General features: G+C 72.4%; 13 protein-coding genes and 1 pseudogene. 12 read left to right on the top strand and 2 right to left on the bottom strand.

Annotation, left to right across the window (positions count from 1 at the left end; genetic code table 11):
* Positions 1–477 precede the first annotated feature (477 nt).
* Positions 478–753 (bottom strand): Asp23/Gls24 family envelope stress response protein, encoded by a 276-nt coding sequence (locus tag IO40_RS0121675; RefSeq protein WP_030405968.1) that lies wholly within the window; start codon positions 751–753, stop codon positions 478–480.
* Positions 754–1,821: 1,068 nt separating this feature from the next.
* On the opposite strand from IO40_RS0121675, the gene IO40_RS39690 reads away from it, so the two are divergent.
* The gene (locus tag IO40_RS39690) at positions 1,822–2,148 is read left to right on the top strand and encodes a hypothetical protein (RefSeq protein WP_055575291.1); all 327 of its coding nucleotides are present in this window, start codon (positions 1,822–1,824) and stop codon (positions 2,146–2,148) included.
* A gap of 110 nt (positions 2,149–2,258) precedes the next feature.
* Here the strand turns inward: IO40_RS39690 and IO40_RS0121665 are convergent, their stop codons facing one another.
* Positions 2,259–2,795: an RNA polymerase sigma factor gene (locus IO40_RS0121665; protein ID WP_031026319.1), complete on the bottom strand. Its 537-nt coding sequence runs from the start codon at positions 2,793–2,795 to the stop codon at positions 2,259–2,261.
* Positions 2,796–3,047: 252 nt separating this feature from the next.
* Here IO40_RS0121665 and IO40_RS0121660 point away from each other — a divergent pair, with 252 nt between their 5' ends.
* The 11 genes and pseudogenes from IO40_RS0121660 to narI all read left to right on the top strand — a co-directional run bounded on the left by IO40_RS0121660 (position 3,048) and on the right by narI (position 16,289).
* Positions 3,048–3,554: an Asp23/Gls24 family envelope stress response protein gene (locus IO40_RS0121660; protein ID WP_016470800.1), complete on the top strand. Its 507-nt coding sequence runs from the start codon at positions 3,048–3,050 to the stop codon at positions 3,552–3,554.
* A 66-nt stretch (positions 3,555–3,620) separates the two neighbouring features.
* Entirely contained in the window at positions 3,621–3,806 is a 186-nt protein-coding gene (locus IO40_RS0121655; protein ID WP_016470799.1) for a hypothetical protein, read from the top strand.
* A gap of 752 nt (positions 3,807–4,558) precedes the next feature.
* The gene (locus IO40_RS0121645) at positions 4,559–5,269 is read left to right on the top strand and encodes a DUF6286 domain-containing protein (RefSeq protein ID WP_051173536.1); all 711 of its coding nucleotides are present in this window, start codon (positions 4,559–4,561) and stop codon (positions 5,267–5,269) included.
* Positions 5,266–5,853: an Asp23/Gls24 family envelope stress response protein gene (locus IO40_RS0121640; RefSeq protein ID WP_016470797.1), complete on the top strand. Its 588-nt coding sequence runs from the start codon at positions 5,266–5,268 to the stop codon at positions 5,851–5,853. The genes IO40_RS0121645 and IO40_RS0121640 overlap by 4 nt, the downstream gene beginning before the upstream one ends.
* Before the next feature lie 85 nt (positions 5,854–5,938).
* The gene (locus IO40_RS0121635) at positions 5,939–6,976 is read left to right on the top strand and encodes a YihY/virulence factor BrkB family protein (protein WP_016470796.1); all 1,038 of its coding nucleotides are present in this window, start codon (positions 5,939–5,941) and stop codon (positions 6,974–6,976) included.
* 248 nt (positions 6,977–7,224) lie between these two features.
* Positions 7,225–7,830, top strand: coding sequence for an STAS domain-containing protein (locus tag IO40_RS0121630; RefSeq protein ID WP_016470795.1), 606 nt, complete (start codon positions 7,225–7,227; stop codon positions 7,828–7,830).
* A 114-nt stretch (positions 7,831–7,944) separates the two neighbouring features.
* Positions 7,945–9,249, top strand: coding sequence for a PP2C family protein-serine/threonine phosphatase (locus tag IO40_RS0121625; RefSeq protein ID WP_016470794.1), 1,305 nt, complete (start codon positions 7,945–7,947; stop codon positions 9,247–9,249).
* 193 nt (positions 9,250–9,442) lie between these two features.
* Positions 9,443–13,187: pseudogene (locus tag IO40_RS33895) on the top strand (nitrate reductase subunit alpha).
* A gap of 41 nt (positions 13,188–13,228) precedes the next feature.
* Positions 13,229–14,896, top strand: a complete 1,668-nt coding sequence (gene narH / locus IO40_RS0121615) for a nitrate reductase subunit beta (RefSeq protein ID WP_199789935.1) — start codon at positions 13,229–13,231, stop codon at positions 14,894–14,896.
* Entirely contained in the window at positions 14,893–15,570 is a 678-nt protein-coding gene (gene narJ / locus IO40_RS0121610; RefSeq protein ID WP_031175957.1) for a nitrate reductase molybdenum cofactor assembly chaperone, read from the top strand. The genes narH and narJ overlap by 4 nt, the downstream gene beginning before the upstream one ends.
* Positions 15,567–16,289 carry a respiratory nitrate reductase subunit gamma gene (gene narI, locus IO40_RS0121605; RefSeq protein WP_016470790.1) on the top strand — a complete coding sequence of 241 codons (723 nt, stop codon included), beginning with the start codon at positions 15,567–15,569 and terminating at the stop codon, positions 16,287–16,289. The genes narJ and narI overlap by 4 nt, the downstream gene beginning before the upstream one ends.
* Positions 16,290–16,313 lie beyond the last annotated feature (24 nt).

The following is a 16,313-nucleotide window of genomic DNA, read 5'->3' as shown; positions in this document are numbered from 1 at the left end:
CGCCGTCCGCCGTAGGGTGCCCCGTGTGAACGCTCCGGCGGACGCAGGGTCAGTTACCCGGCGTCTCGGTCTTCATGCATCTCCTCACATCCGTAACGGGGCTCAGCCGATTCCGGAGCCGATGCCCCTCACATGAACAGGGGTTTCTCCGAGGGAATCGGCAACCAAGGAGCGCATCGCACGAGTGCCGTCCAAAGCCCGGTGGCCGCGCCGGGCCATCAGATGTACCTCCGCCGTCCATGGCGTACCGGGGCGGACCCGCGCACCCGCCCCAGGGCCTGGCGGACGGCGGCGCCGGACGGCGGCGCCGGACGGCGGCGCCGGACGACCCTCCACGGCGGACGCCGACGCCACGCGCCCGACCGGATCGGCCCCGGTCTCAGGAAAACCACCCCGGCACCCGAACGACCACCCCAGCACCCGGCCGACCGCCGCCGTGGCGGCCGGCGCCCCTCTCCTCCCGTTCGCCCTGCGCCATCAGCCGTCCCCTTCGCCACCGCGCCGCCGCGCCGGGGCGTCCTCCGCGCCCGCGCCGGAGACCGCACCGCGGACCGTTCCGGCCGACCGCGGCCGGGCCGTCCAGACGCCGTCGTCCTCGCTGGTCCAGATATCCGTGATCCGGATGTCGATGGTTTCCACCTCCAGCCCCAGCTCTCCGTCGACCGCGGCACGGACCCGTTCCCGTACCTCGTCGGCGACCTCGCGCAGCGGGACGGGAGCCGAGACGGCCACCTCCAGCTCGACGACCGCCACGCCACGCCGGTGCCCCGAACCCCGCGCCGGCCCCGAGCCCGTCTCTGCTTCCCGACCCGCCCCTGGCGCCGAAGGCGACCCGAGCACCGAGCCTCGGCGGGTCGCTGCATCGAGCCCGAGCGCCGAACCTGGCTCGGGTACCGAACCCTGCTCGGATGCCGAACGCGGCTCGGTTGCTGCACCGGGTCGTGCCGCCGGGCCGGGTTCTGGTGCGGAGCCCGGTCCGGGTGCCGGGCCCACCCCGGGCGCCAGGTCCGGTCCTTGCACGCAGCCCGGTTCCGATACCGAGCCTTGTTCTCGTGCGTAACCCCCTTCCAAGTCCGAGCCCGCCCCGGGCGCCGAGCCCGGTCCTTGCGCGCAGCCCCGTTCCAGTCCCGAGCCCGGTTCTCGCGCGCAACCCGGCTCCGGTGCCGGGTCCGCCCCAGGCGCCGAACCCAGTCCTCGGACACAGCCCGGTTCCGGTCCCGAGTCCGGTCCCCGTGCGCAGCCCGGTTCCAGTCCCGAACCCGGTCCCCGTGCGCAGCCCGGCTCCGGTCCCGAGTCCGGTCCCAGTGCGCAGCCCGGCTCCGGTCCCGAGTCCGGTCCCAGTGCGCAGCCCGGCTCCGGTCCCGAACCCGGCCCCCGTGCGCAGCCCGGCTCCGGTCCCGAACCCGGCCCCCGTACACAGCCCGGCTCCGGTCCCGAACCCGGCCCCCGTACACAGCCCGGCTCCGGTCCCGAGTCCACCCCAGGCGCCGAGCCCGGTCCTTGCGCGCAGCCCGCCCCGGGCCCCGAGCGCGATGCTCGCGCGCAGTCCTGCTCCGGTGCCGAGCCTGCCCTGGGCGCCGACTCCGCTCCCGCTTCCGGATCCGGTCCTGGTACCGAACCTTGCTGCGATCCGGTACCCGGGCGGGTAGCAGCCGCGCCCGACCCCGCACTCCGCGCCGCGGCAGACCCCGGTCCCGGCACCGCGGGTCCGGTCCACTCCGGCAGGGGTCCGATACGGCAGGAGCCTGCATACACACCGTGGAGGCCGTCCACCGCCGCCCGGACGGTCCTGGCCACCGCCGTCTCAGTCATCCAGAGGTCGTGCCGGCCCCCCAGCGGCAGCGGACGGCCGGGCCGCAACTCCATCCGCACCACATCCATGACCCGCTCGGTCAGTCCGCCGACGTCCCAGGCCCCCTCGGCCGCATCGTCGGCCTCCGCGGCCAGGACGTCCCGCACCGCTTCCCCCAGCAGCCCGAGTTCGGCGCGGGCGGCGGAGCAGTGCGGGCACTGGGACAGATGCACGTCACCGCCTCCCTCGTCCGCGGCGTCCCAGACATCCGAGAGCAGCAGTCCGCACGGCAGCCGCTCGTCGTCCCCCTCGTCCTCCCTCCTGTGCACAACTGCACCTTTCTCACCCATGACTGAGGCGGCCTGCGCCGGGATCGTCCCGCCGGGCCCCCCGGGCAGCCCGCCCCGGCCGGTCACGGGGGTAGTCTCCGGGCCGTCCATGGGGCGGTTCCCCTGCGTCTCGTCGTTTATCGCCATGCTCCCATCGCCTCCGTCAGACAGCGCCGTGCACGGAAGACACGGCCCCGGACCGCCTCCGGCCGGATTCCGACCATTTCCCCGATCTCCTCATGGGACAGCCCGTCCATTTCCTTGAGCACCCAGCACACGCGCTGCTCGGGCGACAGCCGTGCCAGGGCCTCGAACAGTGCCTTGGCCGCCGCCTGCGACTCGGCCGACCTCTCCGGCGAGACCAAGTGCTCGGGAGCGGCCGGTTCCGGAATGCTGTCGAGCCCTGCGACGGGCCGTCGGGCCCGCAGCACGTTGAGACAGCGGTTGCTCACGATGCGGTACATCCACGTCCCGAACTCGGCCTGCTGCCGGAACTCGGGCAGTTTTCGCCATGCGCTCACCAAGGATTCCTGCACGGCGTCCTCGGCTTCCGCCCGGCTGCCGAGCAGCCGTGTCGCGAGCCGCAGCAGCGCGGGCGCATAACGACGCACGAGGACCTCGAAGGCCTCGTCATCGCCCTCCCTCGCCCGCACCGCCAGCAGCGCGTCGCGCACGGTGTCCTCCGCGCCCTCCGCGTCCGCTGGCGGCCTCTTCTTCTCATCCCCCGGCAACGGCGGCTCCTTCCCTTCGCCTCCGCAGGTTCGACACACCACCCCCCGCTCGCGTTACGCGGCTTCGCCTTCCGAACTGCCCGAAATTTCTTTGCGGGATCCGCGTAACGGATCCGGTGGGGATGTGTCGGAAGCAGTGGAGGCGCGTGTCGGCACTGCGGACACGCAGGACCCGAGCCCATCGAGGAGGCCACGATGACGGCACCGCAGAACACCGCAACGCCCGCGCATAAGAAGGGGAATGAGGCCGGGACGCCCGACACCACGCTCGGCACCACGACGGTCGGCGACGGCGGCCGGGGCCCGAAGGAACCGGCGCCCGACCGCGGCAGGACGACCATCGCGGACGTGGTGGTGGTCAAGATCGCCGGTATGGCCGCCCGGGAGATCCCCGGCGTCTGGGACATGGGTGGCGGCTTCTCCCGCACCCTCGGCGCCGTCCGCGACCGAGTGCCCGGTGGCCGCCCCAACGTGGGCCGCGGCGTGAAGGTCGAGGTGGGGGAACGTCAGACGGCCATAGATCTCGACCTGGTACTGGAGTACGGCGTCCCGATCATGGACGTGGCCCGTGACGTGAGGGAGAACGTGATCTCCGCGGTGGAGCGCATCACCGGTCTGGAGGTCGTCGAAGTCAACGTGGCGATCAACGACATCCATCTGCCGGACGAAGAGGACTCCGGCCCCGACACCCGCGTGGAATGACCGGCCCGGCTCCGGGAGGGGACGGGAGCGGTGACGAGAACGCACGACGACGCGAGGAGGGACAGGGTGAACACAGCGTTGGTCGGTCTGATGGTGGGCATGGCCCTGGCATTCGCCGCTTGGTTCGGCGGCTTCGGGGCGTTCCTACTGGTGGCAGCGCTGGGGACGATCGGGTTCGCGGTCGGCCGGATGGTGGACGGTGGCCTCGACTGGCGGGAGGTCCTGCGGGGAGCCGACCGGAGGCGACGGTGACCGGCCCGGGCCACAGGGGAGCCACCCTCATCGCTGACCGCGCAATCCGGCGGATCGCCCAGCGTGCCGCCACCGAGGCGCTGGCGCCCGGAAAAGTAGAGGTTGTGGACGCCTCCGCCTCTGTCGAGGGCGGACGCGCCCACCTGTCTGTCAGCGTGGCCCTGCCCTACCCCACAGCCCTGGAGGAGACCGGCGCCCGGGTCCGCCGGCATGTGAGCGAACGAACCTCCCAGTTGACCGGTCTTCCGGTGGCCGAGGCGGATCTAAGGATCAGCCGCCTGGTACGCCACCCGTCCCCCGCCCGGCCTACCGCACGCTCCACCACGGAGCCCGAGGACACCACCGGCCCCGTGGCGACCGTGGGCCCCCACCGGCCCGGGGAAGCCACAGGCTCCGACCGGTCCACGGATACCCCGAACGCCGACAGCTCCGGGAACGCCGCGAACCCCTTGCCCCCTCCGAAGGCCCCGCTCCCTTCGAACGCCCCGCCGCACTCTGCGAACACTCCGAACTCCATGGATTCCGCCGACACCGCGAACATCGCAGACGCCGCGCATCCCACCAGCGCTGCGAACGCCACACCTGCCCCACCGACCCCTACCAGCACCACAAAGAACCCCGCGAACTGCGCTGTCGGCACCACGGAGACCCCGGGCTCCGCGAACTCCCCAGACGCAGCAAGCACCTCCGCAGGAAAGGCCCCTCCCCACAACGGGGAATCATGGCGACCCTGGTCGCGGCGGAGACTGCCGGTGGCGGCCCTGGCGCTGCTGGGTGCCATGGGCGGCGCCGTGCTGCTGGCGGACGTGGTGTCCGTGCACGCCGGCTCCCACTCCCCGGCTTCCTGGCGGATGGAGCTGGTCTCGTGGCTGTCCCGCCACGGGCCAGGGGATCCGGTCGTGGTGGCCGGCGGAGCGACGGCCACCGTGGTGTCGCTGTGGCTGCTGTGGCTGGCCTGCACGCCGGGGCGGCGGAGCCTGCTGCCGGCCCTGCCCCCGGACGGGAGCACGCGAGTCGTACTGGAGCGGACCGCGGTGGCCGCACTGGTGCGGGACGCCGCCGTCGGCATCGAGGGCGTAAGCCGTGTCGTGGTCCGCTGCGGCAGGCGGCGCCTCCGGGTCAGGGCCCGGATCGCCTTCGGTGAGCCCTCGGGGGCGGATGAGGCGATACTCGCTGCGGCGCAGGAGGCACTGCGCGGTTGTGGGCCGTCCCGCCCGCCGCAACTGCGGGTCACCGTCCGGCCCGAGCCCCACTGGCGCCCGCCCGGGGACACCCCCGCCCCGGGCGGGTCCCTTTCACTGCCCCAGACCACGCCCGTCGCCCGGCAGGGCGGCGAACGCACCACGGCGGCAAGAGAGCGCGCAGAAGAGACCGGTCACCTGCCGGAGGTGACGCGGTCTGACGCGGAGCCGGTGCCCGGGGGGCCGGGACCGTTCGGCCGGGAAGGAGGAGATGACCTATGAGCCCGCACCATGTCGTGAACCGGACACTGCTGGCGCTGTGCGGTGCCGTGCTGCTGGCAGGAGGTCTTCTCGGTGTGAGTTCCTGGTCCGTGGTGGCGGAGCGGCTGCCTTCCTGGTGGCCGTCCGCCCAACCGGGTTCCGTGCTGCTGGACCGGGCCGGCCTCGGCGAACTGCGGCACGAGGGCTGGTGGACGCCGGTGGTCATCGCCGGGGCCGCCACGGTGCTGCTGGCCTCGCTGCTGGTGCTGTGGTCCCAGGCGGCGGCCGGACGGGCGGGGCCGGCTCTGCTCACGCTCGCCCGTCCGGACGTCACCATCCGGACCCGTGCTCTGGCGGATGCGCTGACCCGTGACGTGTGCGCACTGCCCTCGGTGGCCGACGGCCGGGTGCGGGTCCGGGGCGGTCCGGAGGAGTTGCGGGCGCGGATACGTCTGCGTCTGGAACCCGGCGCGGAGCCGCGCGCGGTGCTGCGGCAGCTCTCGGAGGAGACGCTCGCCGAGGCGCGCGCCTCGGTGGCGCCGCGCCGGGTGCGGGCGGAAGTCCGGGTGAGCGTACGCTCACACCGCGCGCGTCGCGCCCTGTGACGAGCGGCGGTGCTCGCGACCCCGGGCCCGACGGCAGGCGAGTGCCCGACGCGTGACACACCGTCCGGCTGGCGAGGAAGGACATATGGCAAGGCCCCAGGCGCTCCCCGAGGGGAAAGCAGCACAGCCCCCTCCCGACTGGCGGGCCGCGCTGCGGCGGACACCGGTGTCGATGTGGAACGACGATGTGTCGGACTGGGCCGCCGCCCTCACCTACTACGCGATGCTGGCGCTCCTGCCGGCGCTGCTGGTGACCGTCTCGCTGATCGGGCTGGTGAGTCCGGCGGCCACGGACGCGTTGATCGAGCACATCACCGCCTGGGCGCCGGCGCAGGCGGGGCAATCGCTGCACCATGCCCTGCGGGACATGGCGGACCAGCGGTCGGCGGCCCTGACCGTGGTGGTCGTGGGGTGTGTCAGCGCGCTGTGGTCGGCCTCCAGTTATCTGGCGGTCTTCCGGCGGGCACTGCATGCGATGTATGCGGTGGAGGACCGGCGGCCGGTACTGCGCAGGGCGCACCGGATCGTGCTGACGGCGTCGGCGGCGCTGGGGCTGCTGATGGCCAGTGTGCTGGTGCTCACGCTGTCCGGCTCGTTGGCGCAGATGGTCGGTGTGCGGCTGGGGCTGGCCGGCGCGGGTGCCCTTGCCTGGCAGTTGCTCAGGTGGCCGGTGCTGCTGTGTCTGGTGACGCTGCTGGTCGTCGTGGTGTTCCGCACGGGTCCGGCGACTCCGGCGGCGCGGCGGCACCGGCTGGCGGGCGGGGTGCTGGCGGCGTTGCTGTGGCTGGTGTCGTCGGCGGGCTTCACGCTGTATGCGTCCTTGAGCACCTACAGCAGGCTCTACGGTTCACTGGCCGGTGTCGTGGTGTTCCTGATCTGGCTGTGGCTGTCCAACCTCTCCTTGCTGGCCGGTGCGCAGTTCGCGGCGGAACTGACGGGGCGGCACGGGGTGCGGACGGCCCGTCGTCCGACGGGCCCGCGGCGCGGGCCGGACGACGGGGTCACGGCCGGTGCGGAAGGAGGGCCGGTGGACACCGCCGGGACGCCGTCGCACGGCGTCCCGGGGACGTACGATCACGGTGAAGGAGAACGTATGCGTGAAGCGGCGCCGCGCGGGGGCTGAGGCGGAGCTGCCCGGTCCGGCCGCGGTCCAGGGAAGTGAGCGGTGCCGACGGGCCCGTCCCGGGTGGCGGCGGTCGCGCTCGGCGGGGGCGGGGAAGCCTGTGACCAGAGGTGTCCGTGCCGGATATGCCGGGTACCGCACTGGAAAGAATGTTCGAATAATGGGGTTTGGGATACTCGGAGGCCGTGGGTCCGTCACGGGGAACGGACACGCAGAGCACCGGCACTCTGCCGGGGGACGGAGGCGGAGTGAGGTCGCGGGAGAACGACCGTCTGACCATCACCCCGATCACCGTCAAGGACGAGTGCGCGGTGATCCGGTTCAGCGGGGAGTTGGACCGGGCGTCCGAGGAGTTCTATCTGGACCGTATCGGCGCCGTGGTGGCGACGGGCTACCGTCATCTCGTCCTGGACGTCACGGCCCTGGTTTTCTGCGACTCGCGGGGGTTGAACTGTCTGCTCGCCCTGCGGTGGCTGCTGCATCGGCGGGAGGGCAGCCTGCTGCTGGCCTGTGTGGGACGGCGACTCGCCGCGGTCCTGGCCCTCACCGGCAGCACCGAGGTGCTGCCGGTCTTCTCCAGTGTGAGTGAGGCACTGCGCACCCTGCCCCCTGAGCAGCGACCGGAGTGGCCGCCCACCGGCAGTGTCGAGACGGGCATCCCGCTGCACAGCCCCGAACCGTTGGAGACCTCCTGGCAGCGGGACACCAACCCGCATCTGCCGCCACCCCCCAAGGGCCTGGATACCAAGGGGACAGGCGCCAGGGGCCTGGCAGCCGACAGCATGAACCGCAAGGGCAAGGGGACCAAGGGCCGGGGCGGCGCCGGCCCCGGCCAAGCGCAGCGCGACCCGTAGCCCGCCGACTCATCGCGGCGGCACGCGGTGTCGCAGCGGGCGTGGAGGCGGGCACGAGTGAGGATGGAGGGTCGGATCTCACACTGTCGGAGCACCGCACCACAAGGAACGGCCATGAAACAGCAGCACAGGACGGTGAAGCAGCCGCGACCTGCCGCGCTGCCGGTACGGGACGCCGTGGAGCGGCGGCCGAAGTCGCTGTCCAACCGGGCGTTCCTCGCGTGGATCCTCGGCCTGACGATGCTGGTGCTTGCGCTGAGCCTGGTGGCCGGGTCGGAGACGCGGCTGGTCGGACTGCTCATTTTCCTGCCCGCCATTGCCGCCAGTCTGGGCACTGTGCGGCAGACGCAGATCGCCTCTGCCTGGGCGACGGTGGCGGTGGCGGTGTCGGTCGCGCGGTCGCCGGGTTACCACCTCGACGACGGGCTGACCCTGGCGCTGACGCTGGTCTTCGCCGGGCTGGCCGTGTACGGCAGCCGCTGGCGCATCGCGCGGGACTCCGAGCTGGTGCGGCTGCGTTCGACGGCGGCCGTCATCCAGCAGCACATCCTGCATCCGTTGCCGGAGCTGACGTCGCAGGTGCGGGTGGACGGTGTCTTCGAGCCGCTCCAGGAGGACAAGCTCTTCGGCGGTGACATCTACGACGTGGCCGCCACCCGCTACGGCACACGGGTGCTGATCGGTGACGTGCAGGGCAAGGGGCTGTCGGCGGTGGGGGTGGCGTTCGCCGTGCTGGGCGGTTTCCGGGAGGCGGCGCACCGGGAGCCGACGCTGAGCGGGCTGGTGGAGGCGCTGGAGCGGTCGGTGGTCCGGCACAACGCGTACGCCCGTCACGCGGGTGAGCAGGAGCGGTTCGTCACGGCTCTGGTCGTCGCGGTGGATCCGCTGGACAGCGGTACGGCACAGGCCGTCAACTGCGGGCATCTTCCGCCCTATCTGGTGCGGGACGGCGGCCCGCCGCAGCGGCTTCGCCTGGAGGACACCGGGGTGCCGCTGGGGCTGGCGTCGCTGGTGGACGAGGAGCGGTCGGCGCAGACCTTCCGGTTTCCGCCGGATTCCACTCTGCTGCTGTACACGGACGGGCTCTCGGAGGCACGGGACGGCGACGGACTCTTCTATCCGCTGGCCGACCGGCTCGCCGCTCTCGTGGCGAAGATCGGCGCGCCGGAGCCGGAGGCAGGCGGTACGGCGGACGCGGGCGGAACGGCGGGGGCGGCGCCGGACGGCGGGGGCCGGGAGGCCGGTGGCGGCGGGGCCGCCGCCCCGGCGAGCGGCGCCCCGGTGCTGGGGCTGGCGCAGGCACTGCGCGACGACGTCCGTGCGTTCACTCATCCGTATCAGCAGGACGATCTCGCGATTCTCACCCTCGAACGGCGCCCGGCGTACGCCGACGGATCGGCAGATCCGAACACCGGGTGAACCCACGGTAGGGGAAGCCGACAATAACGGCAAAGCCGACGGAAAACTCGGTATAGCGTTGGCCAACTAACCCGTAATGCCAGCGTGTTCCACAGGAACGCGCGGGACGCTGTGGTCCGAGCGGGGGAGTTCCGGATCGCGGAAGGGCGTCCGCCGTGTCACCCACGAGCGGAGCCCAGAAGGGTTGGTTCCCATGCGACGCCTCACAGCGCGTCAGAAAGCGGAGAGGGCCGCGATGACGGCCGCCGACCGGCTCCTCGCGGCAGGCACGGCACTCCGGCGCACGGACACCACACCGGACCTGCGCGCCGCCTACCGTCCCGACCAGCGGGTCAACGACGAGCCGTACCGGGAGCGCTGGGCCCACGACAAGGTGGTGCGCTCCACCCACGGGGTCAACTGCACCGGTTCGTGCTCGTGGAAGGTCTACGTCAAGGACGGACTGATCACCTGGGAGACGCAGCAGACCGATTACCCCTCGGTCGGGCCCGACCGGCCCGAGTACGAGCCGCGCGGATGTCCGCGGGGCGCGTCGTTCTCCTGGTACACCTACTCGCCCCCCCGGGTCCGCTACCCGCACGCCCGCGGGGTGCTGGTGGAGATGTACCGCGAGGCGCGGGCGCGGCTGGGCGACCCGGTCGCCGCCTGGGCGGAGATCACCGGCGATCCCGGACGCCGCCGGCGTTACCAGGCCGCGCGTGGCAAGGGCGGACTGGTGCGGATCGGCTGGGACGAGGCCCTGGAGATCGCCGCGGCGGCGCATGTGCACACTCTCGTCGCCCACGGCCCGGACCGGATCGCGGGCTTCTCCCCCATCCCGGCGATGTCGATGGCCTCGCACGCGGTCGGAGCCCGTTTCATGTCGCTGATCGGCGCCCCGATGCTCTCCTTCTACGACTGGTACGCGGATCTGCCGATCGCCTCGCCGCAGGTCTTCGGCGACCAGACGGACGTGCCCGAATCGGGTGACTGGTGGGACGCGGCGTATCTGATGCTGTGGGGCTCGAACGTGCCGGTGACCCGGACTCCCGACGCGCACTGGATGACGGAGGCCCGCTACCGGGGACAGAAGGTGGTCGTCGTCTCCCCGGACTACTCGGACGCGGCGAAGTTCGCCGACGAGTGGCTGCATCCGCACCCGGGGACGGACGGGGCGGTCGCGATGGCCATGGGCCACGTGGTGCTGACGGAGTTCTTCGTGCGCCGCCAAGTGCCCTGCTTCACCGACTACGTGAAACGCTTCACCGATCTGCCGTTCCTCGTGGAGATGGAGCCCGGGGATGACGGCGGCCACGTGCCGGGCGCGTTCGTGACGGCCGCGGATCTCGCGCCCGGGGGTGATGCCGCCGACCGGTGGCGGCCCCTGCTGCTGGACGGCCGTACCGGTGCCCCGGTGGTGCCCAACGGGACGCTGGGAGAGCGCTGGTCCCCACAGGGCGAGGGGCGCTGGAACCTCGACCTGGGAGACGTGGACCCCCTGCTGAGCCTCTACGCGGACGGCTGCCGGACGGTGGAGACGGTGCTGCCCCGTTTCGAGAGCACGCACGGCGACGCGGACGGGGCGCCCGGGGACGCAGCGGCCCCGGTGGGCACCGTCCGCCGTTCGGTGCCGGTGACAACCGTCGCGGGCCGCACCGTCACCACCGTCTACGACCTGCTGCTGGCCCGCTACGGCGTGCACCGTCCCGGGCTGCCCGGCCAGTGGCCGGCGGGCTACGACGACGCGGAGGAGCCGTGTACGCCCGCCTGGCAGGAGCGTCTGACGTCCGTGCCGGCCGGCGCGGTGGTGCGCGCGGCACGCGAGTTCGCCACCACGGCGGAGAAGACACGGGGCCGCTGCATGATCGTGATGGGCGCGGGCACCAACCACTGGTTCCACTCCGACACCATCTACCGCTCGTTCCTGGCGCTGCTGGCCCTCACCGGCTGCCAGGGCGTCAACGGCGGCGGCTGGGCGCACTACGTCGGGCAGGAGAAGGTACGCCCCTACGCCGGCTGGCAGCAGATGCAGACGGCCGCCGACTGGGTGCGGCCCTCCCGGCAGATGGCGGGCACCCCCTACTGGTTCCTCCACACCGACCAGTGGCGGTACGAGAGCTTCCGCGCGGACGCGCTGACCGCACCGACCGCGCGCGGGCTGTTCACCGGTCTGCACACCGTGGACCTGGTGGCACAGTCGGCACGAAGGGGCTGGATGCCCTCCTACCCCACGTTCTCGGAGAACCCGCTGGAGCTGGGGCGGCGGGTGCGGGAGAGCGGGGCCGACCCGGGGGCCTGGGTCGCCTCCCGGCTGGCCGACGGCTCGCTGCGCTTCGCCTGCGAGGACCCGGACGCGCCCGCCAACTGGCCCCGGGTGCTGACAGTGTGGCGGGCGAACCTGATCGGCTCGTCGGCGAAGGGCAACGAGTTCTTCCTGCGGCATCTGCTGGGCGCGAGCGACAACGCCGCGGCCGACGAGGCACCGCCGGGGCGCAGGCCGCGCGAGGTGACCTGGCGTCCCGAGGCGCCGCGGGGCAAATTGGACCTGCTGCTTGCGCTGGACTTCCGGATGACGTCCACGACGCTCTACGCGGACCTCGTGCTGCCGGCCGCCACCTGGTACGAGAAGCACGATCTGTCCAGCACGGACATGCACCCCTATGTGCATGCCTTCTCCCCGGCGATCAGCCCGCCCTGGCAGGCCAGGACCGATTTTGAGATCTTCCACGGGCTGGCGGCCCGCGTCGGTGAACTGGCCGAGGGCCGCCTCGGCGTCGCCCACGATCTGGTGGCCACCGCCCTCCAGCACGACACCCCGGGCGAGACAGCGCAGCCGTCGCGCGGGGCTCCGCCCGGACCGGACGGTGCCGCGTCACCGGCCGGCGCGCACGAGCTGCCCGAATTCACCGTGGTGGAGCGTGACTACACCGCTATCGCCCGCAAACTCGCCGCCCTGGGGCCGCTGACGGAACGCGAGGGCATGACCGTACGGGGTGTCACCGTGCGCCCGGAGGCGGAGTGCCGCTGGCTGGCGGACCGCTGCGGCACCGCCCGGGACGGGGTGGCCGCGGGACGTCCGCTGCTGGACACGGATGTGAAGCTGTGCGAGGCGATCCTGGCGCTCTCCGGCACCACCAACGGACGGCTGGCCGCCCAGGGGCTGGAGGCGCTCGCCAGGCGGTGCGGCCCCGGCAGCGGGCTGGAGGACCTGGCCGCATCGGTGGCCGAGCGGCGTGTGGTCTTCTCCGACACCCAGACCCGTCCCGTCCAGGTGGGCACCAGTTTCGAATGGTCGGGCAAGGAGGCCCCGGACCGCCGCTACTCCCCCTTCACGGTCAACACCGAGCACCGCAAGCCCTGGCACACCCTCACCGGACGCCAGCACTTCTACCTGGACCACGCGTGGATGGCCGAACTGGGTGAGCAGCTCCCGGTCTACCGTCCCCCGCTGGACCTGGCGGCACTGGGCGAGCACACCGACCGCGCGGACGGCGGCTCCCGTTCGGTGACCGTGCGCTATCTCACCCCGCACTCGAAGTGGTCGATCCACTCCGAGTACCAGGAGAACCTGCTGATGCAGACGCTGGCGCGCGGCGGACCGGTCGTCTGGCTGTCGGTCGAGGACGCCGAGGCGATCGGCGTGGCCGACAACGACTGGATCGAAGCGGTCAACGGCAACGGCGTCGTGGCGGCCCGTGCCGTGGTCTCGCACCGGATGCCGCGCGGCACGGTGTTCATGTACCACGTGCAGGAGCGTCTGGTGAACGTCCCCAAGTCCCAGACGACGGGCCGCCGGGGCGGGGTCCACAACGCGCTGACGAAGCTCCTGATCAAGCCGACCCATCTGATCGGTGGTCACGCCCAGTTGTCCTTCGCGCCCAACTACTACGGGCCGACCGGCAACCAGCGTGACGCCGTCACCGTCATCCGCTCGCCGCACCCAGCCCGTGGAGTTCTGACCGTCATGAGGAAGAAGACCCTCCGCTCCGGCAACTCCCGGATGGCGGGCGCCCCCGCAGGCCGGGTCATGGCGCAGGTCGCCATGGTGATGAACCTCGACAAGTGCATCGGCTGCCACACCTGTTCGGTCACCTGCAAGCAGACCTGGACGAACCGGCCCGGCACCGAGTACGCGTGGTTCAACAACGTGGAGACCCGTCCCGGCCAGGGATACCCCCGCGGCCACGAGGACCAGGACAGGTGGAAGGGCGGCTGGCGGCTGTCGCACGGCCGGCTGGTGCCGCGCACCGGAGGCCGCGCCCGCAGGCTGGCCCGGCTCTTCGCCAACCCGGAGCTGCCCGCCCTCGACGACTACTACCAGCCCTGGACCTACGACTACGAGACCCTCACCACCGCCCCGCTCGGCGACGATCTGCCCACCGCGCGCCCCCGCTCCCTCATCGACGGCACCGACACCGAGATCACCTGGGGGCCCAACTGGGACGACGATCTGGGCGGCGGGCCCGCGCATCTGGCGGACGATCCGGTGCTCAAACGGCTCGGTGAGGTCGGCGAGCGGGTACGGCTGGAGTACGAGCAGGCGTTCATGTTCCACCTGCCGCGCATCTGCGAGCACTGCCTCAACCCCACGTGTGTGGCCGTCTGCCCCTCGGGCGCGCTCTACAAGCGCATCGAGGACGGCATCGTGCTGGTCGACCAGGACCGCTGCCGCGGCTGGCGGATGTGCGTGTCGGGCTGCCCGTACAAGAAGGTTTATTTCAACCACCGCACCGGCAAAGCGGAAAAGTGCACCCTATGCTACCCGCGCATCGAAGCGGGCGAGCCGACCGTCTGCTCCGAGACCTGCGTGGGCCGCCTGCGCTACCTGGGCGTCATGCTGTACGACGCCGACCGGGTGGGCGAGGCCGCGGCCACCGCGGACGAGAAGGACCTCTACGAGGCGCAGTTGGCCTGCTTCCTCGACCCGGACGACCCGCTGGTGGCGCGTGCCGCCGAGGAGTCCGGAATTCCCCACGACTGGGTGACGGCCGCCCGCCGCTCCCCCGTGCGGGCCCTCATCAGCCGCTACCGGATCGCGCTGCCGCTCCACCCGGAGTACCGCACCATGCCGATGGTCTGGTATGTGCCGCCGCTCTCCCCCGTCGTGGAGGCCCTCACCCGCGACGGTCACGACGGTGAGGACCCCGCGAAGCTGTTCGGCGCCATCGACTCGCTGCGCATCCCCCTGGAGTATCTGGCGGGCCTGTTCACCGCGGGCGACACCGGCCCCGTCGAGGCGGCGCTGTGCCGGCTGGCGGCGATGCGCTCGTACATGCGCCGCATCAACCTCGGCGAGGAACGCGACCCGCGGCTGGCTGAGGCCGTCGGCATGGAAGCCGCCGACATGGAGGAGATGTACCGGCTGCTGGCAGTGGCCAAGTACGAGGAGCGGTACGTGATCCCCACCGGCTACACGGGCGAGGCGCCACGCGACCCCGCCGCAACAGGCTGCGGACTCGAGACCGAGGGCGGCCCCGGTATGTACCCGGACCCGGCGGAGACCTTCCACTCCACGGCACCGCTCGCACACATCCCGACGCAGACCGCCGCCCAGGCCCGCGACACGGGCGCCTCCCCCACCGCCGGACGGCTCAATCTGCTCGGCTGGAACGGAAAAGGCCGGCCCGCCGGTCTCTTCCCCCGTCGCCGGAACGGGGACGGCTCATGACCGCCCCGCTCGTGCACCAGGCCGCGTCCCTCCTGCTGAGCTACCCGGACGACGGCTGGCCGGCACGGCTGCGGACCGTCACCACGACGCTGGAAGAGGTGCCCGCCGCCTCCTGCGCCTCCCGTGCCGGGCTGCTGCGGTTCTGCGCCGAGGCCGCGGACGCCTCCGGGCTGGAGCCCGCCGCCCGCTATGTGGCCACTTTCGACCGCAGCAGGCGGCGCACCCTCCATCTCACGTACTACACCCACGGCGACACCCGCGCCCGGGGCGCCGCGCTGGCCGCCCTCAAGGCGTTGATGCGACAGCACGGCTGGGAGGTGAGTCAGGGGGAGCTGCCCGACTTCCTGCCGGGCGTCCTGGAGTTCGCGGCCCGTTGTCCTGAGCCGGGTGGCCGGCTGCTGGCGGACCACCGGGCGGCGCTCACCCTGCTGACCGAGGCACTGGCGCGGTACGGCAGCCCCTACCGTCATGTGCTCGGCGCGGTCCTGAGTACCCTGCCGGCCCCGCCGCGCGCCGAACGTGCCGCCGTGCGGGCGCTGGCGCGGTCGGGGCCGCCCACCGAAACCGTCGGCCTGCGCACCGCCGCGCCGCCCGCCCCCGGCACGCCCGCCCCCGTCCCGTTTCCCCGCACGGAAGGCACACTGTTCTCCCGCACGGAAGGCCCACGCCGGTGACGCACCTCCACATCGCCCTGTGGGGCGTCCTGCCGTACCTGGTGCTCGCCGTTTTCCTGGGCGGCACCGCATGGCGGTACCGCTACGACCGGTTCGGTTTCACCACCCGTTCCAGCCAGCTGCACGAGAGCCGGCTGCTGCGGGTGGGCGGACCGCTGTTCCACTACGGACTGTTCTTCGTGTTCTGCGGCCATGTTCTGGGGCTGCTGGTCCCCGAACAGGTGACGGACCGGCTGCGGGTGAGCGAGCACGTCTACCACCTCAACGCGCTGATCGCGGGCGGGGCGGCCGGTCTCGCCGCACTGGCCGGCCTGACGGTGCTGCTGTGGCGGAGACTGCGGGTACCGGCCGTGCGCGCCGCCACCAGCCGCAGCGACCGCGTCGTCCTGCCCGTGCTGCTGGTGGTGCTGCTGGCCGGGCTGGCGGCGACCGCCTCCAGCGGGATCTCCGGCTCCTACGACTACCGGCTGGGCGTGTCCGTGTGGTTCCGCAGCCTCTTCGCGCTCGACCCGGACGTGGCGGCCATGCGGCAGGCCCCGCTCGTCTACCAGGTGCACGCACTGCTGGCGATGGCGCTGTTCACCCTGTGGCCGTTCAGCCGGCTGGTGCACGCCTTCACGGCGCCGCTGGGCTACCTGGTGCGCCCGTACATCGTCTACCGCTCCCGGGGCCGCACCGTGCCGCCCGGCGGGCCGCGAGCCCGCCGGGCACGCCGGTAGTCCACCCGGACGTTCCCGGCCGTC

This window comes from Streptomyces albus subsp. albus, assembly GCF_000725885.1.
Classification (GTDB): domain Bacteria; phylum Actinomycetota; class Actinomycetes; order Streptomycetales; family Streptomycetaceae; genus Streptomyces; species Streptomyces albus.
This window is presented reverse-complemented; position numbering and strand designations above follow the sequence as displayed.

Excerpts from the sequence above, each read along its gene's own strand:
- IO40_RS0121660 (WP_016470800.1), top strand. The coding sequence starts at position 3,048 with ATGACGGCACCGCAGAACACCGCAACGCCCGCGCATAAGAAGGGGAAT.
- IO40_RS0121640 (WP_016470797.1), top strand. The coding sequence starts at position 5,266 with ATGAGCCCGCACCATGTCGTGAACCGGACACTGCTGGCGCTGTGCGGT.
- IO40_RS0121635 (WP_016470796.1), top strand. The coding sequence starts at position 5,939 with ATGGCAAGGCCCCAGGCGCTCCCCGAGGGGAAAGCAGCACAGCCCCCT.
- IO40_RS0121625 (WP_016470794.1), top strand. The coding sequence starts at position 7,945 with ATGAAACAGCAGCACAGGACGGTGAAGCAGCCGCGACCTGCCGCGCTG.
- narH (WP_199789935.1), top strand. The coding sequence starts at position 13,229 with ATGGCGGGCGCCCCCGCAGGCCGGGTCATGGCGCAGGTCGCCATGGTG.
- narJ (WP_031175957.1), top strand. The coding sequence starts at position 14,893 with ATGACCGCCCCGCTCGTGCACCAGGCCGCGTCCCTCCTGCTGAGCTAC.